Here is a 25,840-nt window from a genome sequence, read left to right on the forward strand (position 1 = left end):
GGGCTTAGCCTCACGAGCATGGAGTTCCTTCGCCACCTCGTCCTGTTGTTCCACCTCGTCGGATTCGCGATCCTGTTCGGAGCGTGGGTCGTCGAGCTCGTCAACGGCCACCGCGGCATCACGCGACTGATGAGCTGGGGCCTCGCGATCGCGGGCCTCGCGGGCCTCATCCTCGCCGCTCCGTGGGGCATCGAGTACGAGCTCAACTATGTCAAGATCGGCGTGAAGCTGGTGATCCTCGTGGTCATCGGCGCCCTGCTGGGCATCGGCGCCGGCCGCCAGCGCAAGACCGGGAAGGTGCCGCCGGCTCTCTTCTGGTCGATCGGCGTGCTGACGCTCGCGAACGCCGCGATCGCTGTGCTCTGGCGCTGACACACGACACGAAGACACACGACACGAAGAGCGGATGCCTCGGCCCACGCCGGGTCGGGGCATCCGCTCCTCTGCGTTCCGGACCTTCGGCGCGAACGCGCGGATAGACTCGATGACTGTGCCCGCGTGAACTCGCTCGGGCCGCGGTGACCCAGCGCAGTGCCGCCTGATGCGTCACCCTGCGTCGGCGGCCGCCCACCGCACGTCCCACGAGGACGCTCCGTCACGTGTTCGACAGGTTGTTCATGTCTTCCCCCACCACCTCCGCCTCTTCGGCGACCGTCCCCGCGAACCCCCGGTCCCGCGTCATCACCGCGAGCCTCGTGGGGACGACGATCGAGTTCTACGACTTCTACGTGTACGCGACCGCCGCGGTGCTCGTCTTCCCGATCCTGTTCTTCCCCACCGGCAACGACACGACGGCCCTGCTCGCCTCGTTCGGCGTCTTCGGCGCCGCCATGATCGCCCGCCCGCTCGGCGCGATCGTCTTCGGTCACTTCGGCGACCGCTTCGGCCGCAAGGCGACGCTCGTCGCGTCCCTGCTCACGATGGGCATCGCGACGTTCCTCATCGGCTGCCTTCCGACCTTCAACGACATCGGGTGGTGGGCGGCGCTGCTGCTGCTCGTCCTCCGCCTCGCGCAGGGCTTCGCGCTCGGCGGCGAGTGGTCGGGCGCCGCGCTGGTCGCGACCGAGAACGCTCCGAAGGGCAAGCGCGCCTGGTACGGGACGTTCCCGCAGCTGGGCGCACCGCTCGGCTTCATCATCGCCAACTCGGTGTTCCTCGCGATCAACTTCCTGCTGCCGCACCCCGACGGCGCCGGCCAGCGCTCGGAGGCGTTCCTCGCGTGGGGCTGGCGCGTCCCGTTCCTCTTCTCGGCCGTCATGGTCGTCATCGGGCTGTGGGTGCGCCTGCGCCTGGTCGAGTCCGAGACGTTCGTCAAGGCGGAGGAGAAGGGCGCGATCCGCAGGTTCCCCCTCGGCACGGTGGTGCGCCGGCACTGGTGGCACCTGATCCTCGGCACGTTCATCATGCTGGCGACGTACGTGCTGTTCTATCTGATGACCAACTTCACGCTGTCGTACGGCACGAAGGCTGCTGACCTCCAAACCGCCTCTGCAGCGGCACAGGCGGCCGCCGAGGCGGCGGGCAAGCCGTTCGACGCAGCCGAGTTCGCCGCGCAGTTCTACCCCGGGCTCGGCTTCGGCTACACGGACTTCGTGATCATGCAGATCATCGGCGTCGTCTTCTTCGGGATCTTCACGCTCCTGTCGGGCCCGATCGCCGACGCCATCGGGCGTCGCAAGCTCCTGCTCTGGGTGACCGGTCTGATCATCGTCTTCGGTCTGACGTTCAACCTGTTCCTGGTGCCGCAGGCCGATCCGAAGTTCACGGGAGCACTCGCGCAGGCCTTCCTCATCTTCGGCTTCATGCTCATGGGGTCGACCTTCGGTCCGATGGGCGCGGTGCTGCCCGAGCTCTTCCCGACGAACGTTCGGTACACGGGCTCGGCGGTGTCGTACAACCTCTCGTCGATCCTGGGCGCCGCGCTCGCCCCGATCGTCGCGGTGGCCCTGTGGGCGGGTGCCGGTGGCAGCCCGTGGCTGGTGGGCATCTACCTCTCCGCCATGGGCGTGCTGACCTTCATCGCCCTGCTCCTCGCACCGGAGACCAAGGACGTCGACTACGACGCCGACCTGGGCGTCGGAACGACCGGATCGCTCTGACCTCGGTCGACGACCACCGGATGCCGCGGCCCACACCCGGTCGCGGCATCCGTCGTCATTCGCGTCGTTCGTGCCGGATGGGTCGCACATGGCGCGGTGCGTCGACCGCCACCGGGAAGTCGCAGCGGAAGTCGCCCTCGTAGCCGAACAGAAAGCCGAACGCGCGGTTGCGGACCTCGAGTCGGATGCGGAACACGCCTGCGTCGTCATCGAAGCTCTCGCGAAGCTCCGCTGTGCCGCTGAACAGCATCGGGAACCGGAACGCGAGCGGACCCTCGAAGAACCGCTGCGCACCCGAGCGCAGCAGCAGGCTGCCGTCCGGCTCGGCCGTCAGCTCGAGGTCGACGGCGAGGTGCTGGTGGCTGCCCAGGTAGTCGATGATGCGGCCGTCGGAGCCGAGGATCATCGTCGCATCGAAACGGCGCACGGCACTCGGCATCCGGAAGTGCCGCACGAAGGTGACGGTCTCGCGGCCGAACGGGTCCCGGTACGGGAAGTTCTCGATCGTGAAAGGCACGTCCTCGCCGGATTCGGGAACGAGGATGTTCCGGAATCGTCCGAGCTGGAGGAAGGGGACCGTCCACGACGGCCCCCGGCGGATGCGGAACATCGTGCCGTGACCGACGCACGCGTACCCGGCATCCAGGCCGACGCCGAACCGGCGCTGCAACATCGGGTGCAGGCGCGCGAAGTCCGCGCCCATCGCTCGGGCGAACACCGACGTGTCGACTCGCGTCATGGTCGAGGTCAGCGCGCTCACGGGTACACCAGCTCGCTCAGTGTGGCGGGCGCGTCGTCCATGACCCGTCGATGCTGCGGCCGCCGGGTGCAGCGAGAGGCGCGCGGACGGTCCCGTCGCCACACGGAGAGTGCAGACCGCAACGGCCACCGCTCCGGCGGCGTCCCGGACTCTGCCCAGATGCGCAGCCGATCGAAACTCCAGGCGGTCGCCCATCCGATGAGCGGGCGGACGACCAGATCGGCCCACCGGCCCCAGCTCGGCACGTAGTCGTATCCGGTCGTGAACACGACGTGGTCGCCGTCCCGGCGGTAGCGCCAGTAACCGCGCCCGGGCCCCAGTGGCGACAAGAGGCTGTCGGCGTCGAAGCGCAGGGCCGACGTGCGTGTGCCGTCCGGCCTGTCGCGTTCGCCGATCGTCGTGCCGGTGCCGGTGATTCGAAGCGGCCCCAGCCGGCGCCCATAGCGGAATCGGATGCCGCCTCCCTCGAGCGATTCGATCGGTGTGATGCTGCTGAACCGGGCATCCCACCGGGCGTGCGGGGTCGGGTCCTGGGTGAGCTCCCACACCCGTTCGAGCGATGCACGGATCCGGATCTCGACGAAGATCGGCGCGAGACGCCGAGCGGCACTCACGTCGGCGACCCGAGCGATGCGAGCAGGAACCAGATCGCAGCGAGGAGTGACGGGCCGATCAGGGCGATGGTCCCCCACACCGTGAACGCACGGAGGAAGCGCACCCGCTTCTGCCGGTGAACGATCACTCCGAGCGAGGAGAACGCGGCAGCCGCCAGGACGATCGCCACCGAGGCCATCGGCGCCACGACGGTCACTGGGACGACAGGGAAGAGAAAGCCCAGCCACGCCAGCGGTCCGTCGAGCAGGCGCGTCTGGAAACCGACGGCCACGAACGCGGAGGCCACGACCAGGCTGATGTTGAGGATCGTGAGCACGCGGAACCAGCGCTCGCGCCACAGTCCCACGTCCGGCGCCGCCTGGAGCGGCGCGCCGCCGGCGACAGCGACCTCGTCGGCGCTCATGCCCGCACCTCGGCGATCAGGTCGAGCAGTTCGCGAAGAGGCTTGCGCAGCACCCGCAGGCGCACGAGCGGGAGAGAGAGCTTCAGCAGGCGGAGCCCGCGATCGAGCAGCAGGTGGGTGCGCTCACGGCCCGGCGACGTGTCGTAGACCCAGAACAGAGCGAGGAGGAGGTGTCCGAGCATGAGCGCCGCCGGCAGGTCCGCGTCGAACTCGGCGGGGAGCTTATCCTTGGCCTCGCTGACCGCGTCCCGGAAGAGCCCGACGACGATGTCGCGGGACTCCGCGGATTCTCCCGCCAGCGGGTTGATCGACGAGCGCGGCGAGACGGCCGCCGACAGGAACTCCGGCGCGAAGCGGTGGTAGGGCTCGAGTTGGTCGAGGCCGGTCCGGTACACGATCCCGAGGCGCTCGATCAGATCATCGGTCTGGGCCAGGAGCGGCTCAGCCGCCGCGCGGTGAGCCTCCTGCACCTCGAGGTACAGCTCCTGCACGAGGTCGTTCTTGGAGGCGAAGTGGTAGTTCGTGGTGCCGACCGAGACGCCCGTCTCCTGAGCGATGAGCCGGATCGTCGTGTCGTCGTAGCCGCGCTCTCGGAACGACCGGAGCGCGGTATCCCGGATCAGCCCACGCGTGCGGGCGCTCTTCTTGGTGGTGCGACCCTCAGAACTGGACATGTTCAGAAACTAGCGTACGATCTGAACATGTTCAACATCGACTCGCAGAGATCTCATCGCATCGCGATCACGGGCGGCACCGGCTTCGTGGGTCGCCACGTTGCCGAGCGGCTGGGTGACGAGCGCACCACCGTGATCTCGCGCCGCACCGGCGTCTCGGTCGACGACCTCGACGTCCTCGCTGCGGCGATGGGCGGCTGCGGCGTCGTCGTCCACTGCGCCGGCATCAACCGCGAGATCGGAGACCAGACGTTCGACCGCGTGCACGTGCGGGGGACGGCCGCCGTCGTTGAGGCCGCGCGAAGAGCAGGGGTTCGCAAGATCGTGATGCTGAGCTTCCTGCGCGCGCGGCCATCCTGTGGGTCGGCGTACCACGAGTCGAAGTGGGAGGCCGAGCAGATCATCCGCTCATCCGGCCTCGACTACACGATCCTCAAGGCCGGGATGATCTACGGCCGCGGCGACCACATGATCGACCACCTGAGCCGCCTGGCTCGCACGATCCCCTTCGCCGCGACGGTCGGAATGCGCGAACGCGAGATCAGTCCCGTCCCGATCGCCGAGATGGTCGACGTGATCATCGCCGCCACGAATGGCCGGCTCTCACGGGAGACCGTCGCCGTCACCGGCGGCGAAACACTGCTCCTCAGCGACGCCGTCCGGCGCGTCGCCGATGTCGTGGGCCGGCCCATGCTCGTCTTTCCCGCTCCGCTCGCCTTCCATCGGGTGTTCGCCCAGGTGTGCGAGTGGACGATGAAAGTACCGCTGGTGGCGAAGGCCCAGATGCGGATGCTCGCGGAGGGCGTCACGACGGCGACGGGCCCGGCCGGCGAATTGCCCGCCGACCTCCGCCCCCGCGCGCCCTTCGACGCGCCCGGCATCCGCGCGGCCCTGCCCGATGCCGGACGTTTCGGCTGCGCAGACCTCCGGCATCCCCGGTTCCGGATTCAGGCGACACGCCGCGACGCGGCCGCCCGGGGCGACGCGTCGGTGCGGGTTGCCTGATTCTGGCACGCACGCCTCAGGGCACGGGCGGGCGGGGTTGACACGGGCTCAGTCGAGGAAGAGTGCGCGCAGCCGCTTCGTCGTGAAGACGAGCCCCACGGCGATCATGACGACGAAGTACAGCACGTGCCACCACATGTCGGGAGAGAGGACGCCCGTCGTCAGCCCGCGCACCAACTCGACGCCGTGCCACAGCGGGAAGGCCATGATGATGTGCTGGATCCACTCGGGATAGACCGTGATCGGGTAGAGCGTCGCCGAGAACAGGAACATCGGCAGCAGCACGAAGTTGATCCAGTCCATGTGCTGGAACGTCTTCATGTAGCTCGTGACGGCCATGCCGACGCTCGCGAAGCCGAACGCGATCAGGAGCACCGCCGGGATGGCGAGAATCGCTGTCCACGCCAGGTTCAGCCCGAGGATCTGCATGATGATCATGAACCCGGTCGCATACAGCAACCCGCGCAGCAGCGCGTAGAGGATCTCGCCGAGGGCGACATCCAGCGGTCCGAGCGACGTCGCGAGCATGCCCTCGTAGAGCTTGCCGTAGTTCAGCTTGAAGAAGACGTTCCAGGTGGAGTCGTAGATCGCACCGTTCATCGCCGACACCGCCAGGAGCGCCGGCGCGATGAACGCGGCATACGACACCTCGGCACCGCCCGTGGTCTCGACGTCGCCGATCAGGGCACCGAGCCCGACACCCATCGACACCAGGTAGAACACCGGCTCGAAGAACCCCGACAGCACCACGATCCAGCTCGATGAGCGGGCCGCGATGAGTCCGCGCTGCACGACCGCCTGGGGGTTGCCGGCCCACAGGGCTCGCACACCGCCGCGGCGGGTCGGGGCATCCGTCCTCATGCTCACCGCGGTCACTTGGCCAGCCTCCTCTCGAACAGGCGCCGGCCGACGACCAGTCCTCCGACCGCGAGGACGAGCAGGTACACGATGTGCACGACGATCAGGATCGGCGGCGTCGGCTGACCGTAGGTGACGACGCGGCCGAGCTCGGTGGCATGCCAGAGGGGCGAGACCCAGCCGATCCATTGGAGCCAGTCGGGCAGGGCGCTCAGGGGATAGAACGTGCCCGAGAAGAGGAACATCGGCATGAAGACGAAGCGCTGCACGAGGGCGAACTGCCCTTTGTCGTCTTCGATCGACGCGGCGTAGGCCATCAGCGGGGTGCCGAAGGCCAGTCCGCCGAGGAGGGCGACGAAGATCGCCATCCAGGCCGTGCCAGGTCGGGTGGCGTCGGGCTGCAGCCACGCGAAGAACAGCACGATGAACAGGAAGTACAGCACGACCGTCACACCCATGCGGGCCCCGGCGCCGGCGACGACGCCGTTCGCGATCTGCCCGGACGCGATCGGCGAGGCGTTGAAGCCGTAGAAGTACCGGCGCCACTTGAAGCCCGCCATCACGGGGTAGGTGAATTCCTCGGATGCCACGGCGACCGCCGACGTCATGAGCAGCGCCGGCGCGACGAACACGAGGTACGGCACCTGCTCGCCCGCCACGTCGATGGGCGCGTCGATGAGCGCGGCCAGTCCGACGGCCAGACCGAGGAGGTACAGGACAGGCTGGCCGAGCGCACCGACGATGATCGTCCAGCCGTACGCACGCATGGCGCGCACCATGTGCTCGGTGACGTAGAGCGAGCTGAACGCGCGAGGCTTGCGTCCCCATTCGAGCGCCTCGGCCCTGAGCTCGTCGAGCTCGGCGTCGATGATGACGGATGCCTCGGCCCGAGGCATCCGCTCGTCTGCGGGGCCCGGCGAAGAGACGTCGCTCATTCGATCAGCGTCCTTCCGGTCAGGCGCAGGAACACGTCCTCGAGGCTCGAGCGCCGCACGAGACTCGTCACCGGGTGGAGTCCGCGCTGAGCGACCTGCTCGAGAGCCGCCTCGCCGTCGTTCGCATACACCAGCACGCGATCGGGCAGCACCTCGACGCGATCGCCGATGCCCTGCAGCTGCGGGGCGACCTGCTCGTTGCGGTCGGACCCGAAGCGCACCTCGAGCACTTCGCGGCTCGAGTGCTCCCGGATGAGCGACGCGGGCGTGCCCTCGGCCATGATGCGGCCCTTGTCGACGACGATCAGGCGGTCGCACAGCTGCTCGGCCTCGTCCATGTAGTGCGTCGTCAGCACGAGCGTCGTGCCGCGCTCTTTGAGACGGAACAGGCGGTCCCACAGCACGTGCCGCGCCTGCGGGTCGAGACCGGTGGTCGGCTCGTCGAGAAGCAGGATGCGCGGATCGTTGATGAGTCCGCGGGCGATCGTGAGGCGGCGCTTCATGCCTCCCGAGAGCTGGTCGACCTTGCTCTTGGCCTTGTCTTCGAGCGCGGCGAACGCGAGGAGCTCGTCGGCCTTCTGCGCGCACACCTTGCCCGGCAGCCCGAAGTAGCGGCCGTAGATGTAGAGGTTCTCGCGCGCGTTGAGTTCGCCGTCGAGGTTGTCCTGCTGCGGCACGACGCCGAGGCGCGAGCGGATCTCAGGACCGTAGCGGTCGGGGTCGAGGCCGAGGATCGACAGGTCGCCGGCGGTGCGAGTCGACACCGCGCCGATCATCTTCATGGTGGTCGACTTGCCGGCGCCGTTCGGCCCGAGCAGCCCGAACGACTCCCCCGGCGCGACCTCGAACGAGAGACCGTCGACGGCGAGGAAGTCGGGCTTCCCCTTCACCGGATAGGACTTGACCAGGTTCTTCGCATCGATCACGGGCGCGGGCACCGGACAACCCTAACCCCGCCCGACGACACGCGAACTCGCCGAGACGACGTCAACAAGAGTTGACGAGCGCGGAGGTGTCAACTATGGTTGACGCCGGAGCCGCAGCCGGCGGCATCCGCACTCTGAAGGAGAGACGTGAGCGGCGACGACCTTCGCACCCTCATCGGCTCGGCACCGGAACATGAGCCGCTCGCCGAGCTGCACCGGCTCGCCGCCGCACGCGCCGAGCTCGCACGCGCCGAGGAGGTCGCCGTCCGCCGGGCGCGCAACCTCGGCTTCTCGTGGCAGGCGATCGCCTTCTCGCTCGGAGTGACCAGACAGGCCGTCCACAAGAAGTACGGTCGAAGGTAAGCCCCCATCCCCACGAGGTACATCCATGCCCTCCACCGATACCGCCGAGGCCCCTGCCGGCCCCGCCGCGCCCGACCGGCGCCGCGGTCGACGCGACCGCCCGCAGGACACCGGCCCCCGCGCGACCTTCGGCCAGCTGCTCCCCTTCCTCTTCGAGCACAAGCGCACGCTCGTCATCGTCGCCGGACTGAGCGTCCTCAGCGCGGCCACGATGCTCGTGCAGCCGCTGCTCGTCGGACAGGTGATCGACCGCGTGCAGAAGGAGCTGCCCCTGGGCATGCTCCTGTGGGCGCTCGTCGGCTTCGTGATCGCCGCGTCCCTCATCTCGGGATGGCAGCACTACCTTCTCCAGCGCACCGGCACGGCGGTCGTGTACTCCAGCCGACGCAAACTGATCGCGCGCATCCTCCACCTGCCGATCAGCGAGTTCGACGCGCGCCGCACCGGCGACCTCGTGTCCCGGGTCGGCAGCGATACGACGCTGCTGTACGCGGTGCTCACCCAGGGGCTGGCCGACGCCATCGGCAACGGTCTGCTGTTCGTCGGCGCGATCATCGCGATGGCCGTGATCGACCCGGTGCTCCTGGGGATCATCGTGGTCGTCATCGGCATCTCGGTGGTCGGCGTCGTCGCGCTGAGCGGCCGCATCCGCACCGCCTCGACCGAGCAGCAGGAACGCGTCGGCGAGCTCGCCTCCGGCGTCGAGCGCGCCGTGGGTTCGATCCGCACCGTGCGCGCGTCCGGCGCGACCGACCGCGAGGTGGAGGCGGTCACCGAGCGCGCCACGGAGGCCTACCGCGTGGGCGTGCGCATCGCGAAGGTGTCGGCGCTGGTCGTGCCGATCGCCGGCATCGCGCTGCAGGTGTCGCTGCTCGTCGTGATCGGGCTCGGCGGCTTCCGCGTCGCGACCGGCGCGATCACGATCGCGAGCCTCGTGACCTTCATCATGTTCCTCTTCATGCTGATCGCGCCGCTCGGCTCGTTCTTCGGAGCCATCACCTCGGTGAACCAGGCGCTCGGCGCACTCGGACGCATCCAGGAGGTGCTCGACCTGCCGACCGAGTCGCAGAACGACCCCGAGCTCGCCGCTGCCGTCGTCGCCGCGCCGGAGCCGGCAGGCCCCGGCACGCCGGCCGTGGAGTTCCGCGACGTTCGCTTCGGCTACCCCGAGGCAGTCGTCGCCGCACGCCGCAAGGCCGAGACCGAAGCGATCGCCGTGCTCGAGAACGCCCACGTCGGCGCCTCCGCGATCGTGCGGGAAGAGGCATCCGGCGATGCCCTTTCCGACCTCCCTTCCGAGGGCGAGGTCCTGCGCGGCGTCTCGTTCCGCGTGCCGCGGGGTGCCCGGGTCGCGCTCGTCGGACCGTCGGGCGCCGGAAAGAGCACGACCCTGGCGCTCATCGAGCGGTTCTACGATCCGACCGGGGGCGCGATCCTGCTCGACGGCACGGACGTGCGGGCCCTCGACCGCGACGACCTGCGTGCGAAGCTCGGCTACGTCGAGCAGGACGCACCGACGCTCGCGGGGACGATCGGCGACAACCTGCGCCTCGCCTCCCCCGAAGCGACGGATGCCGAGTGCGAGGCCGTGCTGCGCGCCGTGAACCTCGGCGATGTGCTCGACCGCAGCGACCTCGGACTCGAGGCGCCGGTGGGTGAGAGCGGCGTCATGCTGTCGGGCGGCGAGCGTCAGCGGCTCGCGATCGCCCGCGCGCTCCTGGCGGCGCCGCCGATCCTGCTGCTGGACGAGTCGACGTCATCGCTCGACGGCCTCAACGAGCAGCGGATGCGCGAGGCGATCGACGCCGTCGCCGCAGGGCGCACGCTGATCGTCATCGCGCACCGGCTCTCGACGGTGGTCGACAGCGATCACATCGTCGTGATGGACCGCGGCCGCGTTGTCGGCCAGGGCACGCACTCCGAGCTCGTCGCCTCGACCCCGCTCTACCGCGATCTCGCGAAGCACCAGCTCCTCGTCTGACGCCGGCCTGCGCGGGTCGCTCGGGTGCCGCGCGCCGCGGCAGGACCGCCTCCCCGGGCCCCGGACAGACGGATGCCCCGACCCGCGGCACAGCGCCGGGTCGGGGCATCCTTCCCCTCTCGGGGATCAGGCGCGCTGCAGTCGGTAGCGCAGCGCGGCAAGCTCGGCCCACAGCGGGGCGGGCACACGGCCGTCGAACTCGCGGAAGAACTCCTCCGTGAGGTCGGCCTCACGGAGCCAGGACCCGGCATCGACCGCGAACAGCTCGTCGAGATCCGCCTGGGGCACGTCGATGCCGTCGAGGTCGAGGTCGTCGGTGCGCGGCAGGCGGCCGATCGGGCTGTCGACCGCGCCCACCTCGCCGTCCAGGCGCCGGATGATCCAGTCGATGACGCGGGCGTTGTCGCCGAAGCCGGGCCAGAGGAACCGTCCATCCGATCCCTTGCGGAACCAGTTCACCTGGAAGATGCGCGGCGCCCGGTCGAAGCGCAGGCTCTGGCCGACCTTCAGCCAGTGGCCGAAGTAGTCGGCCATGTTGTATCCGCAGAAGGGGAGCATGGCGAACGGGTCGCGGCGCAGCTCGCCGACGGTGCCCTCGGCCGCCGCCGTGCGCTCGGACGAGATGTTCGCTCCCATGAAGACGCCGTGGGTCCAGTCGGTCGCCTCGACGACCAGCGGAACGTTGGTGGCGCGACGTCCGCCGAACAGGATCGCGTCGAGCGGGACGCCCTCGGGGGCATCCCAGTCCGCCGCGATCTGCGGGCACTGCTCGGCACGCACCGTGAAGCGCGAGTTGGGGTGGGCGGCGGGACGACCGGATGCCGGAGTCCAGGGGTTGCCCTCCCAGTCGGTGAGCTCGGCCGGCGGCTCGTCGGTGAGGCCCTCCCACCACACGTCGCCGTCCGGGCGCAGCGCGACGTTCGTGAAGATCGTGTTGCCCCACAGGGTCTCCACGGCCGTGACGTTGGTGGACTCGCCGGTGCCGGGAGCGACGCCGAAGAAGCCCGCCTCGGGGTTGATCGCCCAGAGCCGGCCGTCGTCTCCGGGACGCAGCCACGCGATGTCGTCGCCGAGAGTCTCGACGCGCCAGCCGGGGATCGTGGGGCGCAGCATCGCGAGGTTGGTCTTGCCGCACGCCGACGGGAACGCCGCGGCCAGGTGGTACGCCCGCCCGGCCGGGTCGATCACGCGGATCAGCAGCATGTGCTCGGCGAGCCAGCCCTCGTTGCGCCCGATGACGGACGCGATGCGCAGGGCGAAGCACTTCTTCGCGAGAATGGCGTTGCCGCCGTAGCCCGAGCCGTACGACCAGACCTCGAGGGTGTCGGGGAAGTGCACGATGTACTTCTCGTCATTGCACGGCCACGGCTCGTCCTGCTGGCCGGCCTCGAGGGGGGCGCCGACGGAGTGGACCGTCTTCACCCACGGTGCTCCGCCGGCGATCTCGCGCAGCACGTCCGTGCCCACCCGGGTCATGATCTCGATCGAGGCGACCGCGTACGCACTGTCGGTGACCTGGACGCCGATGTGCGAGAGCGGACCGCCCACGGCCCCCATCGAGAACGGCACGACGTACATCGTGCGGCCCTTCATCGACCCGTCGAACAGGGGCGTGATGGTGGTGCGGATCTCGTCCGGCGCGACCCAGTTGTTCGTCGGGCCGGCATCCTCTTCGCGCTCGGAGGCGATGAACGTGCGACCCTCGGTGCGAGCGACGTCGCTCGGGTGCGACCGGGCGAGGTACGAACCCGGACGCCACTCGGGGTTGAGCTTGATGAGCTTGCCCTCGTCGACCATCTGCCGCAGGAGCGCATCGTTCTCTGCACGCGAGCCGTCCACCCAGTGAACGCGATCTGGCTTCGTGAGCGCCGCGATCTCGTCGACCCACGCGACCAGGTCGGCCATCCCCGCCCCCCGGATCGCCGGCACATCGCCGTGGGTCCGGGTGACAGCCGGGCGCGCGGCGCCGGAGGCTTCCGTGCGGGTGAAGATGTCGGCCAGGGCCATGGGTCGCTCCTCTTCGATTCGACGTTCAGATCGGTGGACTTGTTCCACTTTCTCTCGATTGCGGTGCGTCTTCGCGCCGTAACAGCCGTCAAGAGTTGCAATTCTTTCGTTATGATCAAGGAATGCCGACGTCGCTCGAATTGTCGACCCTGGGTCACCGCATCCGCCACCAGCGCATCTCGCACGGGTTCACCCTGGATGAACTCGGCGAGCGCGTGGGCGTGGCGGGCAGCCAGCTGAGTCTCATCGAGAACGGCAAGCGCGAGCCGAAGCTGTCACTGCTGCAGGCGATCGCCTCGGCGACCGGGGTCGAGGTGGCAGAGCTCCTCTCCAACGAGCCGCCCAACCGGCGGGCCGCACTCGAGATCGAGCTCGAGCGCGCCCAGGCGGGCTCGGTGTTCCGTCAGCTGGGCATCGCGCCCGTGAAGGTGACCAAGGGCATGACCGACGAGACGCTGGAGTCGATCCTCGGACTTCACCGAGAGCTGCAGCGCCGCGAGCGCGAGGCGATCGCCACCCCTGAGGAGGCACGGCGCGCCAACACCGAGCTGCGACTCGAGATGCGCGCGCACGACAACTATCTGCCCGACATCGAGAAGCTCGCCGAGAAGCAGCTCAAGGCGGCGGGGCACGTCTCCGGCGCCCTGACCCACCGCACCGTAAGCATCATGGCCGAGCGGCTGGGCTTCGAGCTGATCTACGTCAGCGACCTCCCCCATTCGACCCGGTCGATCACGGATCTCGAGAATGGGCGCATCTACCTGCCGCCGGCTTCGATCCCCGGTGGCCACGGTCTGCGATCCATGGCGCTGCAGGCGATGGCGCATCGGCTTCTCGGGCACCGGCGGCCCACCGACTACGCCGACTTCCTCAAGCAGCGCCTCGAGATCAACTACTACGCGGCGTGCTGCCTCATGCCCGAGACCGCCTCCGTCGCCTTCCTCCAGCAGGCGAAGAAGGATCGCAACCTCGCCGTCGAGGACTTCCGCGATGCGTTCGGCGTCACCCACGAGGCCGCCGGCATGCGGCTCACGAACCTCGCCACGACGCACCTGGGCATCCGGCTGCACTTCCTGCGCGTCGACGGCTCGGGAGCCATCACGAGGGTCTACGAGAATGACGACCTGCCGCTGCCGATGGACGTCACCGGCGCTGTCGACGGACAGATCGCGTGCCGCAGGTTCTCGGCGCGGGCGGCCTTCGGCGAGCAGAACCGCACGACCGAGCACTACCAGTACACCGACACTCCGGCCGGCACCTACTGGTGCTCGACCCAGACGGGGACGACGAGCGAGGGGGAGTTCTCGATCACCGTCGGCGTGCCCTTCGACGACGCGCGGTGGTTCCGCGGCCGCGAGACGCAGAAGCGGGCGACGTCCACCTGCCCCGACGAGTCCTGCTGCCGGCGCGCGCCCGCCGAGGTGACCTCGCGGTGGGAGGGCAAGGCGTGGCCGAGCGCCCGCGTGCACATGCAGATGTTCTCACCGCTCCCCCGCGGCGCCTTTCCAGGCGTCGACGACAACGAGGTCTACGCCTTCCTCGACCGACACGCCTGAGCCCCGCGATCCCCCGGCCCGTCTTCCCCGGTGTCCGTGTCCCGATCTTTTCGCCGCGTGTCCCGAAGTTCGCCGCCCGGCGGATGCCGAGGCGGCGAACTTCGGGACACGCACGGAGGGCGGGAGCTGGTGAGCGGGGGCCGCAGACGGGGAGAGAGCGCGCGAGCGGGCGCCACAGCGGCGGGGCGCGCACGGCGCCGGCACTCACGCGCGGGTCGCGTCGGCGGATGTCGCGCGAGCGGCGTAGCCTCGAAGGGTGACTCCCGAACTCGCCGCCCGCATCGTCGCGGACTCTCGCGACCGGGTGGCCTGGGTGCGTGCACGCTCCCGGGGAATCACGGCGACGGATGTCGCGACCCTGACCTCCGACAAGGCCATCTCTCGCGCCGCTGACGCGAAGCTCATGGGCTCGGGCTTCTCCGGGAACGCCTACACGGCCCACGGACGGGCGCGCGAGCCGGAGATCGCAGCATGGGTGGCCGCGACCCACGGAGTGCAGCCGTCGTCGGCGCTCTTCCACGCCGTCGTCGAGAAGCGCCATCTGGCAACGCCCGACGGGATCGCGGTCGACACCGCGGGACGCATCGTGCTCGCCGAGATCAAGACCACCAACAAGCCGTGGCGCAGCATCCCCCGGTCCTACCTCCGGCAGGTCTGGTGGCAGCAGCACGTGCTCGGCGCCGAGCGCACGCTCGTCGCGTGGGAGCAGCACGACGGCTTCGTGCCGGTCGGCGACGAGCCCCGCTGCGCGTGGGTCGATCGCGACGACGCCGAGATCGCCAAGCTCGTGCGCCTGGCGACCGCTCTCATCGACGAGCTCTACCATCGCACCACCAAGGCGAGGACTCCCCTCGAGCGGATGCCTCATCCCGCGGCTCCCCGGCAGCCGTTCCGCGCCCTCGCCCTCGCCGACTGAGCAGGTCACCGCAGCGTGGTGATCGCCTTCGCCGAGGCATCCCACACCCGCAGTCCCGTCGCGTGGCCCACGATGTGCGGGGCCGCGATCGCATCGAGCACCCGCGGCAGCAGCTCCGGCGTGACGGATCGCACGAGGGTGACGTGCGGCGTCCACCGATCGGGGCCGGTGTTCGCGTACCGCGGCTCGGGCGGCCCGAGCCGATCGGCGATCGCCCGGTGCAGCGCGAGGAGCTTCGTCGTCACCACCACCTGACGCGCGACGACGACGGTCCGTGAGTGGCGGAACAGCAGCAGGCCGCCCAGTTCGAGCGGGACGGGCAGGAGGTCCTCGACTCCCGCGAGCGCAGTGGTGTCGAGGTGCTCTCGGACGGCCATCGTCACATGCGGGCGGTTGCTGGGCGAGGGATTGCGACCGGAGCTCGGCAGCCCGGCCGCCTGAAGGGCCCCCCAGTCGTCGCGCACGGCGCGCTCGGTCGAGGCATCCGGAACCAGCTCGACGCTGAACACGCCTTCATCCTCCCACCCGGGAATAGTTGACGCACATCAACGATTACCCATATAGTTGACTTCTCTCAACTGTTGACCCAGATCAAGTACAGCCCGCCACCGTCGCCGCGGCTCCCCCATCAGAAGGATCACCATGGCCGCCATCTCCGCCGCGACCGATGCCGTCGCGCCCACGACCGACGACAAGCGCCGCCACCGTCGCGTGCTGCAGGCGCTCACGGGTCTCCTCTTGGGCATGTTCGTGTCGATGCTCGCCTCGACCGTCGTGTCGACATCGCTGCCGGTCATCGTCCATGACCTCGGCGGCGACCAGGCCGCCTTCACGTGGGTCGTCACCGCGACGCTGCTGACGACCGCCATCTCCACGCCGATCTGGGGCAAGCTCGCCGACCTCTTCAACCGCAAGCTGCTCATCCAGCTCGCGATCGTGATCTTCGTGCTCGCCACCGCCGCCGCCGGCTTCTCGCAGGATCCGGGCACGCTCATCGCCTTCCGCGCAGTGCAGGGCATCGGCGCCGGCGGCCTGGCCGCCCTCAGCCAGGTGATCATGGCCGACATCATCAGCCCCCGTGAGCGCGGCCGCTACATGGGCCTGTTCGGCGCCGTCATGGCCGTCGCAACCGTCGGAGGGCCGCTGCTCGGCGGCTTCATCACCGACACGATCGACTGGCGCTGGAACTTCTTCATCGCCCTGCCGTTCGCCGTCGCCGCGCTCGTCATGATGCAGCGCACGCTCCATCTGCCAGCACGGCCCAAGGCGAAGGTCCGCATCGACTACCTCGGCATCGTGCTGCTGTCGACCGCGGTCTCGCTGCTCCTGCTGTGGGTCACCAACGCCGGCAAGGAGTACGCCTGGTGGAGCCTCGAGACGATCCTCATGGTCGGCGGGGCCCTGCTCGCCGCGGGGCTGTTCGTCCTGGTCGAGCTTCGCTCGAAGGAGCCGCTCGTGCCGCTCACGCTGTTCCGCGATCGCACCTTCACGCTGGCTGTGATCGCATCGATCTCGATCGGCGTCGCGATGTTCGGCACCTCGGTGTTCCTGAGCCAGTACATGCAGCTCGCGCGAGGCGCGACGCCGACCGAGGCGGGGCTCATGACGATCCCCATGATCGGCGGCCTGCTCCTCGCCTCGATCGTCGTCGGCGGTCTCGTCACCCGCCACGGCCACTGGAAGCCGTACCTCGTCGCGGGGGGCATCCTGCTCATCGCCGGCTCGTACCTGCTCTCGACCATCCACTACGACACGAACTTCGCGCTGGTCTCGGTGTACATGTTCCTGCTCGGCGCGGGCGTCGGCATGACGATGCAGAACCTCGTGCTGATCGTGCAGAACACCGCCCGGCCGAGCGAGATCGGCGTCGCCAGCTCGGGCGTCACCTTCTTCCGCAGCCTCGGCGGCACGATCGGCGTCTCGGTGATGGGCGCCGCACTGGCGACCTCGGCGACCGGCCTGTTCTCCGATCGCAAGGACGACATCGCGGCCGCGCTCATGAAGCTCGGCGAGAAGGGTGCGGCGATCGGCCAGCAGCTGCAGTCGGGCACCATCCCGCAGGTGTCCCAACTGCCCGAGTCGATCCGCCTGATCGTCGAGGACATCTACGCCCAGGCGATCGCGCACTCCTTCCTCATCGCGGTGCCGCTTGCCGTCGTCAGCCTCATCGCGATCGTCTTCCTGCCGAATGTGCCCCTCACCCGCATGACCACCAGCGAGCGCGCGTCCGCGAGCGAGGCCGACCTGGCAACGGTCTCGACCGCCGAGGGGATGGCGGCGCTCACGGCGACGGCGGACGAGCAGGTTCCGGATGCCCCGGCAGCCGCGCGGGCCGCGGCCACGGCCGACGAGGCATCCGCTCGCCGCTAGTGTCGAACACGATGACCGCCGACGAGACCCGCGAGGCGCGCACCGAGGCGGTGCGCGCCCTCGAGGCGGAGTTCGGTGAGCTGATCAACCGGTTCCGCCGCGTCATCGCGGACAACGCCCAACGCGTGAGCCCGGGCATGCTGCCCGGCGCCTACAAGGTGTTCACGACGATCGTCCGGCGGGAGTCGGTCACGCTGTCCGCGCTGGCCGACAGCCTCATGGCCGACAAGGGTCAGATCAGCCGCACGGTGCGAGAGCTCGAGCAGCTCGGTCTCATCGCGCGCACCCCCGATCCCGACGATGGCCGGTCGAGCCTGCTCTCGCCGACCGCGCACGGGCTGGAGCGCCTGGCCGCGGCGCGGGCGCCGCAGGAGCGCGCTCTCGTCGACGCGCTGGAGGACTGGCCCATCGACGACATCCGGAATCTCTCGCGCCTGCTGCACGCGCTGACCGCGGGCGAGTCTCCGGAGGGTTTCTCCGCCCGGTAGCACCCGCGTAACACGGGCGAGACACGTGCGCGGTTGACTGTGTTCACGGGGGCAGGCGATGCCCGCCGACGACGACGTGCACGCGGAAGGAGCGCCCGATGAGATTCCGGCCGCTGCGATCAGCCCCCTCCCTGGACGCCGACCTCGTGGCGGTGTCCACGCCGCCGACGTCGATGCGCGCGGTCGTGTTCGATGCGCCCGGCGGCGCGGACACGCTGCGCGAGGCATCCGTTCCCGTGCCGTCGCCCGTGATCAGCGAACTCCTCGTGCGCGTGGTCGCCGCCGGGATCAACCCGATCGATGCGAAGACGCGATCGGGCGCCGGCGTGTCGGCGCAGATCCCTTCGTTCCCGTCCGGCCTCGGCTTCGACTTCAGCGGGATCGTCGTGAAGAGCCCGTACGACGCGCACCCCCTCGCGCCGGGGACACCCGTGTTCGGCATGGCGGCCTTTCCGCGCACGGGCGGCACGTACGCCGAGTACGCCGTCGTGCCGTCCCTCTCTGTCGCGCGCAAGCCCACCTCCCTGTCGCACGTGGAGGCGGCAGGCGTGCCGCTCGCGGCCCTCACGGCGTGGGGACTCATCGTCGAGACCGCGCACGCGCACGAGGGGCAGCGGATCCTCATCCACGCCGGCAGCGGCGGTGTCGGCCACTTCGCCGTGCAGTTGGCGGCGTACTTCGGCGCGCACGTGACCGCCACGGCGTCGGGGCGGAACGCCTCCTGGCTGCGCGAGCTCGGCGCGGCGGTCGTCATCGACCACACCACGACGCGCTTCGAGGAGGTCGCCGGCGAGGTGGACGTCGTGGTCGACCTCGTGGGGGGCGAGATCGGAGCACGCTCCCTCGGCATCCTGCGGCCCGGCGGCCTCTACGTCGTCGTGCCGACGGGTTCGTGGCCCGGCTATGCCGACGCGGCGGCGGAGGCCGGCGTACGTGCGACGAATTACAAGGTCATTCCCGACGGGGGCGCGCTCGCGACCGTCGGACGGCTGCTCGACTCCGGCGCCGTGCAGGTCTACATCGACCGGGTCTTCGACCTCGCGGAGGCCGCCGCGGCCCATCGCTTGCTCGAGGAGGGGCACACGCGCGGCAAGCTCGTGCTCCGCGTGAGCGACGACTGAGGCTCGCCGAAGGGGCACCTGTGACCCGCCGCGCTCAGGCGACGGACATGAGCACGCGCCGCGCTTCGGCGACGATCTCCTCGGCGATGGCGTCGAGGAGCGCTGAGCGCAGGTTCCACTGCTGCCAGTACAGCGGAACGTCGACGGGCGGGCCGCCCAGGCGCACGAGCTCCCCGCCGGCGAGGGGCGCCTCCGACTGAAAGGTCGGCAGCAGCGCCCACCCGAGTCCGAGCCGCACGGCGGTGGCGAAGTCGTTCGATGCGGGCACGAAGTGCCGCGGCGGCCGACCGCCGACGCCCGCGGCCTGCAGCCATTGGTTCTGCAGGTCGTCGCGCCGGTCGAAGTCCACGACGGGCGCCGATGCGAGGGCCTCGGGCGTTGCGCCCTCGGGCAGCCAGCGTTCGACGAACCGCGGGGTGGCGACGGCCTCGTATCTCATCGCGCCGAGCGTGCTGACGCGGCATCCGGCCACCGGCGTCGCCCGCGACGTGACGGCGCCCATGACGGTGCCCGTCTCGAGGAGCCCGGCGGTGAAGTCCTGGTCGTCGCGGTGGAGGTCGAACACGACCGGATGCCGCTGCGACAGCCGCGCGAGGGGCTCGAGGAACCACGTGCCGAGGGAGTCGGCGTTGACCGCCAGCGGCACCGAGGTGCGCGCCTTCTCGTCGGGGTCGGCGCCCAGTTCGGTCAGGGTGTCGTGCTCGAGGAGCGCCAGCTGACGCGCGAGGCGCACCACGGCGACGCCGGCATCGGTCGGGCGCGCGGGCTTCGAGCGCACCAGCACGACCCTGCCGAGCTGCTCCTCGAGAGCCTTGATGCGCTGGCTCACCGCCGACGGCGTGACGTGAAGACGCCGCGCGGCCGCGTCGAGGGTTCCCTCGTCGACGACGGCGGCGACGGTCTCGGCCAGTTCCAGCGGAATCCTCATCGTAAGCCAGGCTAATGCACCTGAAGAATCATCAGCTGGACTGAAAGGCCGGCCGCGCCTAGCGTCGAAGGGTGCTCACGCCCGTCATCGCCGGACTCGGTCTCGGATTCTCGCTCATCATCGCCATCGGCGCGCAGAACCTCTTCGTGCTGCGGCAGGGTCTGCGCCGCGAGCACGTCTTCGTCGTGGCCGCGATCTGCGCGGCATCCGATGCCCTGCTCATCGCCCTGGGCGTGTCGGGCGTCGGACTCGTGCTGCAGGCCGTGCCGTGGCTCGTCGAGGCGGTGCGGTGGGCCGGTGCCGCCTTCCTCGTGACCTACGGCGTGCTCGCGGCGCGGCGCGCGTGGCGGCCGTCCGACCGATCGTTCGCGGTGGCCGAGGAGCCGGATGCCTCGCCCGCCGCCGGCACGGGTGGTGCGACGACCACGGCGACGCGCACGCGCCTGCTTCCGGTCGTGCTCACGTGTCTCGCCCTCACGTGGCTCAACCCCCACGTCTACCTCGACACGGTGTTCCTGCTCGGCACCGTCGCGAACACGCACGGGGACCAGCGATGGCTGTTCGCCGCCGGGGCGATGGCGGCGAGCGTCATCTGGTTCTTCGGCCTCGCCTTCGGCGCGCGTTACCTCGGGCGCTGGCTCTCGACCCCGCGCGCGTGGCGGATCCTCGACGCCGTCATCGCCGTCGTCATGATCGCCCTCGGGGTGAGCCTCGTGCTCCCCCACTGAGTCAGCCCTCGATCTGCTCCTTGCGGGCGCGCACGAGCGCGCGCACCGCGTCGTCCGGCAGCGGATGCTCCGGCTGGAAGCGGATCGTGCCCTTGTCGATCCCGATGCCCGGGTGCGCGCCGAGGGACTCCGCGACGGCGCTCACCGCCGCCGGGCTGAAGGGGTACACCCCGATGTGCTTCTTCGCGCGCATCACCGAGATGAGCGGCTTGCCCCGGTAGACGAGAGCAGGCATTCCATACCCTGTCCCCTGCTCAGCCTCGGGCACGACCTCCCGCGCCACGTCGTACAGCCGCTCCACCGCCGCGCGATCGGCGGGATCGAGCTGCGTCAGCAGGTCGTCGACGGTTCCCATGCAGGCATCCTGTCATTCCGCCTCGCGGCGCGACACCCGCAGCGGGCACGATGGAGACATGAGACGGGTCCACGTGATCGTTCGCGGCGACGTGCAGGGGGTCGGCTACCGCTACACGATGCGCATGGTCGCGCGTGAGGCCGGCGTCGCGGGCTGGGTCCGCAACCGGCGCGACGGCGCCGTCGAGGCCGAGGTCGAGGGCACCGACGCGCAGGTGGACGAGGTGCTCGCGTGGATGGCCGGCGGCCCGCCCGGTTCGCGGGTCGAGTCGGCGACGGTGACGGATGCCCCGCCGACCGGCCAGCGCGGCTTCGAGGTGCACCCCTCAGCGTGACGCCCGCTCGCGCCCCAGCTCCCTCAGTCTTCGAACGGGCGGAGCAGGCGGTCGACGAAGCGCCGGGTGCGGTCGTGCCGGGGGTTCGTGAAGAGCTCCTTCGGCGCCCCGCGCTCGACGATGACTCCGTCGTCGAAGAAGAGCACCTCGTCCGCCACCTGCCGGGCGAACGCGAGCTCATGGGTCACGATGAGCATCGTCCAGCCCTCGTCGGCGAGCTCCTTGAGCACGAGCAGAACCTCGCCGACGAGCTCGGAGTCGAGGGCGCTCGTGGGCTCGTCGAACAGCAGGAGCTTCGGCTGCAGGGCGAGCGCTCGCACGATCCCCACACGCTGCTGCTGGCCGCCGGACAGCTGGAACGGGTACGCATCGCGCTTCTCGCTCAGGCCGACTCGCTCGAGCAGCGCCTCGGCCCGCGCGATCGCCTCGGCCTTCGGCACGCCGTGCGCGTACACCGGACCCTCGATGACGTTCTGGATCACCGTTCGGTGGGGGAACAGATTGTGGTGCTGGAAGACCATCGCCGACTGGTCACGCAGCGAGATGCGGTCGGCCTTCGACACGGGCGCGGCGAAGTCGACGCGCGGCCCGTCGGCGAACGCGACCGATCCCGCCTCGGGCGTCTCGAGGCCGTTGAGCGAGCGCAGCACCGTGGTCTTGCCCGATCCGCTGGGGCCGATCAGCACGACGACCTCGCCGCGACGGACCTCGAGGTCGACTCCGTCCAGCACGCGATGGGCGCCGAAGCTCTTCGTGAGCCCCGACACCCGCAGCAGCGGCTGGTCGTCGGCAGGAGCGGGCGGAGCGAGCGCGTCGTCGTGGGGGTCAGTGGGCGACATAGCGGTCGAGCCTCCGTTCGATGGCGTTCTGGCCGGCCGAGAGCGCGAGGCAGATGATCCAGTAGATGAGTGCCGCCTCGAGGTAGATGGGCAGGACCTCGAACGAGAACGCCGCGATCTGCTGCGCTCGGCGGAACATCTCGGTCACGAGGATGGTCGACGCGAGCGAGGTGTCCTTCACGAGCGAGATGAAGGTGTTCGACAGCGGCGGCACCGACACGCGTGCAGCCTGCGGGAGGACGATGCGCGTCAGGGTCCTGGTCTGCGAGAAGCCGACGGTGTGGGCCGCCTCCCATTGCCCCTTGGGCACCGAGAGGATGGCGGCACGGACGATCTCGGCCGCGTACCCGCCGACGTTCAGTGAGAACGCGATGATCGCCGCCGGCCACGGGTCGATCACGATCCCGACCGACGGCATGCCGTAGAAGATCACGAACAGCTGCACGAGCAGAGGCGTGCCGCGGATGGCCGAGATGTAGACGCGCGCAGCGCCCGACACCACGCGGTTGCGCGACAGTCGCATGAGCGCGATGAGGATCGCGATGATCAGGCCGAACGCGAACGACGCCAGCGCGAGCGGGATCGTCCCGGTGATCGCGGCCAGCAGCAGGGGCCAGAACGAGTCGACCAGCAGTTGCCAGGTGCTGCCGTCCATGGGCGCTCCTCCCTTCCGGGCAGACGAAACCGCCGCCCGCCCACGCTAGGGCGAGCGGCGGTCCAGGGTCTACTGGGTGACGTCGTCTCCGAAGTACTTCTCGCTGATCTCGGCGAGCACGCCCTCCTCGCGGAGCTCGGCGAGGGCTTCGTCGATCGCCTCGACGAGAGCCTCCTTGTCCTTTGTGAGGGCGAAGGCGCTCAGGCTCGGCTCGTCGGTCTCGGCGGCGATCTTCAGGCCGGTCGGGCCCTCGGTGTTCTCGTAGTCGAGGTAGGTCAGGCTGTCGTTGACGGTGGCATCGACGCGACCCTGCTCGAGCAGGGCGACGGCCTGCGCCCAGCCTTCGACGGCTTCGACGGTCGCGCCGCTCGCCTCGGCGAGCTCGTACCAGTTGCTCGTGAGCGACTGCGCGGTGGTCTTGCCGGCGAGGTCGTCGAAGCTCGAGATCGAGTCGTCGTCCTCGCGCACGACGATGACGCCGGGCGAGACGGTGTACGGCTCGCTGAAGAGGTACTTCTCCTCGCGCTCGGGGTTGATCGAGACCTGGTTGCCGATGACGTCGAAGCGGCCGGCATCCAGTCCCGCGAAGATCGCGTCCCACTGCGTCTCGGCGAACTCGATCTCGAGGCCGAGCTTCTCGGCGACGGCCTCGGCGATCTCGACGTCGAAGCCGACGAGGGCGCCGCTCTCGTCGTGGTAGCTGAAGGGGCGGTACGTGCCCTCCGTCGCGACGGTGAGAGTGCCCTCGGTGACGAGGCCGAGGTCGGCTGCGCCGGCGGCGGAACCGGACGGCTCAGGTGCGGCGGAGCTGCATGCCGAGAGGGCGAGCGCTGCGGCGGCGGCGAGGACGAGTGCGGTGAGAGGGCGACGTGACATAGTGCTGTGCTGTTCCTGATGGGGTGAGTGCGGGGGAAGCGCCTCGCGGGTTCGCGGGCGTCCCGGGACTTTCAAGTAGAACATGCCGTGATGGAATCCATTCCATCCGGTTACGCTTCGTTGCCCGATCGTCGCGGGAGAAGTCCGGCGGCGAGCTCGGCGAAGACGTCGGCGGCACGCTCACGGGTGGCAAGCCCCGCCGCCTGCCCCGCCCACAGCGAGACGAGGTCTGCGTCGCCGCGCGCGGCGGCCGCCGCGCGGAACCCTCCGGTCGCCCAGTTCTGTGCGGGGAACGGTGCGAGGACGCCGGCGGTCTCGAGCGCCCGCATCGCCCGGTTGGGGAGGCCTCGCGCCAGCCTCCCGCTCATCGCCCGCGTCAGCACGGTGTCGGTCTCGGCGGCGCCGGCGATGGCGGCGCGGTGGCCGTCGGTCGCCGCCGACTCCCGCGTTCGCAGGAAGGCCGTCCCCACCTGCACACCGGCGGCGCCGAGAGCGATCGCTGCGGCCACGCCCCTCCGGTCGGCGATCCCGCCCGCGGCGATCACGGGCAGGCCCACGGCGTCGACGACCTGCGGCACGAGTGCGAGCGTTCCCACGAGCGACTCCTCGGGCCGCCGCAGGAATGCCACGCGATGACCGCCCGCCTCGAATCCCGTCGCGACGATGGCGTCGACGCCGCCCTCTTCGAGCGCGACCGCCTCTGCGACGCTGGTGGCGGTGCCGATGATCCGGATGCCTCGTTCCCCTGCGGCCTCGACGACGGCCGCGCTCGGCACTCCGAAGACGACGCTGAGCGCCGCCGGACGGGCCTCGAGCACGGCCGCCAGCTGTGCCTCGACGTCGGGAAGGAATCGCTCGGGCGGAGTCGGCACCGCGGCATCGGCGGCTTCGTACAGGGGCGCCATGGCGGCGAGGGTCGGACCGAGGTCGACATCGGCGGGGGTCGCCTCGTCACCGACCGGAAGCCACAGGTTCACCGCGAAGGGGCGATCCGTCGCCGCCCGCAGCTGTCCGACGGTGTCGAGGATCCGCTCGGGCGAGTATCCGTACAGCCCGTACGACCCGAGCCCGCCGAGATTGCTGACTTCCGCCGTGAGCCCGACCGACGACAGCCCGCCGAACGGCCCGAGCACGATCGGCCCTTCGATGCCGAGGAGATCTTGCAGGGAGTTCGCCACCCTCCGACGCTACCCGTCGCCCGGACGCGAGTCTCTCCACTCGGAGATCCTCGCCGACACGCCGTGCCGAGGCATCCGTTCCCGGCAGATCGATCCCGATCTCCGCCGTTGAGACGCGCCCGCGACGACGAAGACGGGGCCCCACCCGAAGGTGGAGCCCCGTACGTTCCGATCCGGGGATCAGAGGGAGTTGACGTCCAGCGGGATGCCGGGGCCGAACGTGGTCGACACGGCGCCCTTCTGGATGTAACGGCCCTTCGAGCTCGAGGGCTTGAGGCGGATGATCTCCTCGAGAGCCGCCTTGAGGTTCTCGTCGAGCTGGTCGGCCGAGAACGACGCCTTGCCCACGACGAAGTGCACGTTGGCGTGCTTGTCGACGCGGAACTCGATCTTGCCGCCCTTGATCTCCTCCACGGCCTTGGCCGGGTTGGGGGTCACGGTGCCGGTCTTGGGGTTGGGCATGAGGCCGCGGGGACCCAGCACCTTACCCAGACGACCGACCTGGCCCATGAGCTCGGGCGTCGAGACGGCCGCGTCGAACGCGGTCCAGCCGCCGGCGACCTTCTCGATGAGCTCGGCGCCGCCGACCTCGTCCGCACCCGCGGCGATCGCGGCCTCAGCGGCCGGACCCGTCGCGAACACGATGACGCGGGCGGTCTTGCCCGTGCCGTGCGGGAGGATGACGGTGCCGCGCACCATCTGGTCGGCCTTGCGGGGGTCGACGGCGAGCTTGAGTGCGACCTCGACGGTCGAGTCGAACTTCGCCGAACCCGTCTGCTTCGCGAGCGCGACGGCCTCTGTCGGCGTGTAGAACTTGTCCGCCTCGATCTTGGCGGCAGCGGCCTGGAAGGCCTTGGACTTGGTAGCCAT

General features: G+C 69.9%; 28 protein-coding genes. 12 read left to right on the forward strand and 16 right to left on the reverse strand.

All coding sequences use genetic code 11. From position 1 onward, the window contains the following. Nucleotides 1-18: 18 nt before the first annotated feature. On the forward strand, nt 19-372 hold the full coding sequence (locus HF323_RS06410) for a Fe-S protein (protein WP_169581745.1): 354 nt from the start codon (nt 19-21) through the stop codon (nt 370-372). Nucleotides 373-617: 245 nt separating this feature from the next. Next, nucleotides 618-2,099, forward strand: a complete 1,482-nt coding sequence (locus tag HF323_RS06415) for an MFS transporter (protein WP_169581746.1) — start codon at nt 618-620, stop codon at nt 2,097-2,099. Nucleotides 2,100-2,154: 55 nt separating this feature from the next. Here HF323_RS06415 and HF323_RS06420 read toward each other — a convergent pair whose 3' ends face one another. From HF323_RS06420 to HF323_RS06435, 4 genes are read right to left on the reverse strand one after another with little or no spacing between them, the layout of a single operon-like run. After that, nucleotides 2,155-2,859 (reverse strand): DUF4166 domain-containing protein, encoded by a 705-nt coding sequence (locus tag HF323_RS06420; protein ID WP_317451012.1) that lies wholly within the window; start codon nt 2,857-2,859, stop codon nt 2,155-2,157. Then, complete coding sequence (locus HF323_RS06425; RefSeq protein ID WP_223169213.1) at nt 2,856-3,473, reverse strand: SRPBCC family protein; 618 nt, start codon at nt 3,471-3,473, stop codon at nt 2,856-2,858. Before HF323_RS06425 ends, HF323_RS06420 begins: the two co-directional genes overlap by 4 nt. Then, complete coding sequence (locus HF323_RS06430) at nt 3,470-3,877, reverse strand: hypothetical protein (protein ID WP_169581747.1); 408 nt, start codon at nt 3,875-3,877, stop codon at nt 3,470-3,472. The genes HF323_RS06425 and HF323_RS06430 overlap by 4 nt, the downstream gene beginning before the upstream one ends. After that, on the reverse strand, nt 3,874-4,551 hold the full coding sequence (locus tag HF323_RS06435) for a TetR family transcriptional regulator (protein WP_169581748.1): 678 nt from the start codon (nt 4,549-4,551) through the stop codon (nt 3,874-3,876). The genes HF323_RS06430 and HF323_RS06435 overlap by 4 nt, the downstream gene beginning before the upstream one ends. Before the next feature lie 27 nt (nt 4,552-4,578). Between HF323_RS06435 and HF323_RS06440 the strand changes: the two genes are divergently transcribed. After that, nucleotides 4,579-5,556 (forward strand): NAD(P)H-binding protein, encoded by a 978-nt coding sequence (locus tag HF323_RS06440; RefSeq protein ID WP_169581749.1) that lies wholly within the window; start codon nt 4,579-4,581, stop codon nt 5,554-5,556. Between the two features lie 48 nt (nt 5,557-5,604). On the opposite strand, the gene HF323_RS06445 is transcribed toward HF323_RS06440, so the two are convergent. The 3 genes from HF323_RS06445 to HF323_RS06455 are packed head-to-tail and all read right to left on the reverse strand — an operon-like array spanning nt 5,605 to nt 8,287. Then, the gene (locus HF323_RS06445; protein ID WP_169582135.1) at nt 5,605-6,417 is read right to left on the reverse strand and encodes an ABC transporter permease; all 813 of its coding nucleotides are present in this window, start codon (nt 6,415-6,417) and stop codon (nt 5,605-5,607) included. Between the two features lie 11 nt (nt 6,418-6,428). After that, nucleotides 6,429-7,310, reverse strand: coding sequence for an ABC transporter permease (locus HF323_RS06450; protein ID WP_169582136.1), 882 nt, complete (start codon nt 7,308-7,310; stop codon nt 6,429-6,431). 35 nt (nt 7,311-7,345) lie between these two features. Then, complete coding sequence (locus HF323_RS06455; RefSeq protein ID WP_169581750.1) at nt 7,346-8,287, reverse strand: ABC transporter ATP-binding protein; 942 nt, start codon at nt 8,285-8,287, stop codon at nt 7,346-7,348. Nucleotides 8,288-8,422: 135 nt separating this feature from the next. Between HF323_RS06455 and HF323_RS06460 the strand changes: the two genes are divergently transcribed. Next, nucleotides 8,423-8,638, forward strand: coding sequence for an AsnC family protein (locus HF323_RS06460; RefSeq protein WP_169581751.1), 216 nt, complete (start codon nt 8,423-8,425; stop codon nt 8,636-8,638). A 25-nt stretch (nt 8,639-8,663) separates the two neighbouring features. Continuing rightward, complete coding sequence (locus tag HF323_RS06465; RefSeq protein ID WP_169581752.1) at nt 8,664-10,619, forward strand: ABC transporter ATP-binding protein; 1,956 nt, start codon at nt 8,664-8,666, stop codon at nt 10,617-10,619. Nucleotides 10,620-10,745: 126 nt separating this feature from the next. Here the strand turns inward: HF323_RS06465 and HF323_RS06470 are convergent, their stop codons facing one another. Next, a complete protein-coding gene (locus HF323_RS06470) occupies nt 10,746-12,626 on the reverse strand; it encodes a phosphoenolpyruvate carboxykinase (GTP) (RefSeq protein ID WP_169581753.1) in 1,881 nt (626 codons plus the stop codon). A gap of 122 nt (nt 12,627-12,748) precedes the next feature. Here HF323_RS06470 and HF323_RS06475 point away from each other — a divergent pair, with 122 nt between their 5' ends. Together HF323_RS06475 and HF323_RS06480 are read left to right on the forward strand one after the other, a co-directional pair. Further along, complete coding sequence (locus tag HF323_RS06475; protein ID WP_169581754.1) at nt 12,749-14,182, forward strand: XRE family transcriptional regulator; 1,434 nt, start codon at nt 12,749-12,751, stop codon at nt 14,180-14,182. A 256-nt stretch (nt 14,183-14,438) separates the two neighbouring features. Further along, a complete protein-coding gene (locus HF323_RS06480) occupies nt 14,439-15,098 on the forward strand; it encodes a YqaJ viral recombinase family protein (RefSeq protein WP_169581755.1) in 660 nt (219 codons plus the stop codon). Nucleotides 15,099-15,103: 5 nt separating this feature from the next. Here the strand turns inward: HF323_RS06480 and HF323_RS06485 are convergent, their stop codons facing one another. Continuing rightward, on the reverse strand, nt 15,104-15,607 hold the full coding sequence (locus HF323_RS06485) for a 2'-5' RNA ligase family protein (protein WP_169581756.1): 504 nt from the start codon (nt 15,605-15,607) through the stop codon (nt 15,104-15,106). Between the two features lie 133 nt (nt 15,608-15,740). On the opposite strand from HF323_RS06485, the gene HF323_RS06490 reads away from it, so the two are divergent. The 3 genes from HF323_RS06490 (at nt 15,741) to HF323_RS06500 (ending at nt 19,077) form a co-directional block, all read left to right on the forward strand. Then, nucleotides 15,741-17,468 carry an MDR family MFS transporter gene (locus HF323_RS06490; RefSeq protein WP_169581757.1) on the forward strand — a complete coding sequence of 576 codons (1,728 nt, stop codon included), beginning with the start codon at nt 15,741-15,743 and terminating at the stop codon, nt 17,466-17,468. A gap of 11 nt (nt 17,469-17,479) precedes the next feature. Then, nucleotides 17,480-17,956 (forward strand): MarR family transcriptional regulator, encoded by a 477-nt coding sequence (locus tag HF323_RS06495; RefSeq protein WP_169581758.1) that lies wholly within the window; start codon nt 17,480-17,482, stop codon nt 17,954-17,956. A 98-nt stretch (nt 17,957-18,054) separates the two neighbouring features. Further along, a complete protein-coding gene (locus HF323_RS06500) occupies nt 18,055-19,077 on the forward strand; it encodes an NADP-dependent oxidoreductase (protein WP_169581759.1) in 1,023 nt (340 codons plus the stop codon). Between the two features lie 34 nt (nt 19,078-19,111). On the opposite strand, the gene HF323_RS06505 is transcribed toward HF323_RS06500, so the two are convergent. Beyond that, a complete protein-coding gene (locus HF323_RS06505; protein ID WP_169581760.1) occupies nt 19,112-20,005 on the reverse strand; it encodes a LysR family transcriptional regulator ArgP in 894 nt (297 codons plus the stop codon). Between the two features lie 71 nt (nt 20,006-20,076). Between HF323_RS06505 and lysE the strand changes: the two genes are divergently transcribed. After that, nucleotides 20,077-20,733 carry an L-lysine exporter gene (gene lysE, locus HF323_RS06510; RefSeq protein WP_169581761.1) on the forward strand — a complete coding sequence of 219 codons (657 nt, stop codon included), beginning with the start codon at nt 20,077-20,079 and terminating at the stop codon, nt 20,731-20,733. Nucleotide 20,734: 1 nt separating this feature from the next. On the opposite strand, the gene HF323_RS06515 is transcribed toward lysE, so the two are convergent. Next, a complete protein-coding gene (locus HF323_RS06515; protein ID WP_169581762.1) occupies nt 20,735-21,088 on the reverse strand; it encodes a DUF1801 domain-containing protein in 354 nt (117 codons plus the stop codon). A gap of 58 nt (nt 21,089-21,146) precedes the next feature. Here HF323_RS06515 and HF323_RS06520 point away from each other — a divergent pair, with 58 nt between their 5' ends. Next, nucleotides 21,147-21,422 carry an acylphosphatase gene (locus HF323_RS06520; protein WP_169581763.1) on the forward strand — a complete coding sequence of 92 codons (276 nt, stop codon included), beginning with the start codon at nt 21,147-21,149 and terminating at the stop codon, nt 21,420-21,422. 23 nt (nt 21,423-21,445) lie between these two features. Here the strand turns inward: HF323_RS06520 and HF323_RS06525 are convergent, their stop codons facing one another. The 5 genes from HF323_RS06525 to rplA form a co-directional block, all read right to left on the reverse strand. Continuing rightward, nucleotides 21,446-22,261: an amino acid ABC transporter ATP-binding protein gene (locus HF323_RS06525; RefSeq protein WP_169581764.1), complete on the reverse strand. Its 816-nt coding sequence runs from the start codon at nt 22,259-22,261 to the stop codon at nt 21,446-21,448. Beyond that, on the reverse strand, nt 22,248-22,916 hold the full coding sequence (locus tag HF323_RS06530) for an amino acid ABC transporter permease (protein WP_169581765.1): 669 nt from the start codon (nt 22,914-22,916) through the stop codon (nt 22,248-22,250). Before HF323_RS06530 ends, HF323_RS06525 begins: the two co-directional genes overlap by 14 nt. Nucleotides 22,917-22,985: 69 nt before the next feature. Then, nucleotides 22,986-23,792, reverse strand: coding sequence for an amino acid ABC transporter substrate-binding protein (locus HF323_RS06535; protein ID WP_169581766.1), 807 nt, complete (start codon nt 23,790-23,792; stop codon nt 22,986-22,988). Between the two features lie 110 nt (nt 23,793-23,902). Next, complete coding sequence (locus tag HF323_RS06540; protein WP_317451013.1) at nt 23,903-24,970, reverse strand: nitronate monooxygenase; 1,068 nt, start codon at nt 24,968-24,970, stop codon at nt 23,903-23,905. 180 nt (nt 24,971-25,150) lie between these two features. Further along, the gene (gene rplA, locus HF323_RS06545) at nt 25,151-25,840 is read right to left on the reverse strand and encodes a 50S ribosomal protein L1 (protein ID WP_169581767.1); all 690 of its coding nucleotides are present in this window, start codon (nt 25,838-25,840) and stop codon (nt 25,151-25,153) included.

The organism is Microbacterium sp. MF43 (genome assembly GCF_012847295.1).
Classification (GTDB): Bacteria; Actinomycetota; Actinomycetes; order Actinomycetales; family Microbacteriaceae; genus Microbacterium.

Coding starts and splice junctions, on each gene's coding strand:
- HF323_RS06500 (WP_169581759.1), top strand. CDS start 18,055: ATGAGATTCCGGCCGCTGCGATCAGCCCCCTCCCTGGACGCCGACCTC.
- HF323_RS06475 (WP_169581754.1), top strand. CDS start 12,749: ATGCCGACGTCGCTCGAATTGTCGACCCTGGGTCACCGCATCCGCCAC.
- HF323_RS06440 (WP_169581749.1), top strand. CDS start 4,579: ATGTTCAACATCGACTCGCAGAGATCTCATCGCATCGCGATCACGGGC.
- HF323_RS06415 (WP_169581746.1), top strand. CDS start 618: ATGTCTTCCCCCACCACCTCCGCCTCTTCGGCGACCGTCCCCGCGAAC.
- HF323_RS06495 (WP_169581758.1), top strand. CDS start 17,480: ATGACCGCCGACGAGACCCGCGAGGCGCGCACCGAGGCGGTGCGCGCC.
- HF323_RS06525 (WP_169581764.1), bottom strand. CDS start 22,261: ATGTCGCCCACTGACCCCCACGACGACGCGCTCGCTCCGCCCGCTCCT.
- HF323_RS06470 (WP_169581753.1), bottom strand. CDS start 12,626: ATGGCCCTGGCCGACATCTTCACCCGCACGGAAGCCTCCGGCGCCGCG.
- HF323_RS06465 (WP_169581752.1), top strand. CDS start 8,664: ATGCCCTCCACCGATACCGCCGAGGCCCCTGCCGGCCCCGCCGCGCCC.
- HF323_RS06435 (WP_169581748.1), bottom strand. CDS start 4,551: ATGTCCAGTTCTGAGGGTCGCACCACCAAGAAGAGCGCCCGCACGCGT.
- HF323_RS06430 (WP_169581747.1), bottom strand. CDS start 3,877: ATGAGCGCCGACGAGGTCGCTGTCGCCGGCGGCGCGCCGCTCCAGGCG.
- rplA (WP_169581767.1), bottom strand. CDS start 25,840: ATGGCTACCAAGTCCAAGGCCTTCCAGGCCGCTGCCGCCAAGATCGAG.
- HF323_RS06530 (WP_169581765.1), bottom strand. CDS start 22,916: ATGGACGGCAGCACCTGGCAACTGCTGGTCGACTCGTTCTGGCCCCTG.
- HF323_RS06450 (WP_169582136.1), bottom strand. CDS start 7,310: ATGCCTCGGGCCGAGGCATCCGTCATCATCGACGCCGAGCTCGACGAG.
- HF323_RS06535 (WP_169581766.1), bottom strand. CDS start 23,792: ATGTCACGTCGCCCTCTCACCGCACTCGTCCTCGCCGCCGCCGCAGCG.
- HF323_RS06520 (WP_169581763.1), top strand. CDS start 21,147: ATGAGACGGGTCCACGTGATCGTTCGCGGCGACGTGCAGGGGGTCGGC.
- HF323_RS06505 (WP_169581760.1), bottom strand. CDS start 20,005: ATGAGGATTCCGCTGGAACTGGCCGAGACCGTCGCCGCCGTCGTCGAC.
- HF323_RS06490 (WP_169581757.1), top strand. CDS start 15,741: ATGGCCGCCATCTCCGCCGCGACCGATGCCGTCGCGCCCACGACCGAC.
- HF323_RS06515 (WP_169581762.1), bottom strand. CDS start 21,088: ATGGGAACCGTCGACGACCTGCTGACGCAGCTCGATCCCGCCGATCGC.
- HF323_RS06410 (WP_169581745.1), top strand. CDS start 19: ATGGAGTTCCTTCGCCACCTCGTCCTGTTGTTCCACCTCGTCGGATTC.
- HF323_RS06445 (WP_169582135.1), bottom strand. CDS start 6,417: ATGAGGACGGATGCCCCGACCCGCCGCGGCGGTGTGCGAGCCCTGTGG.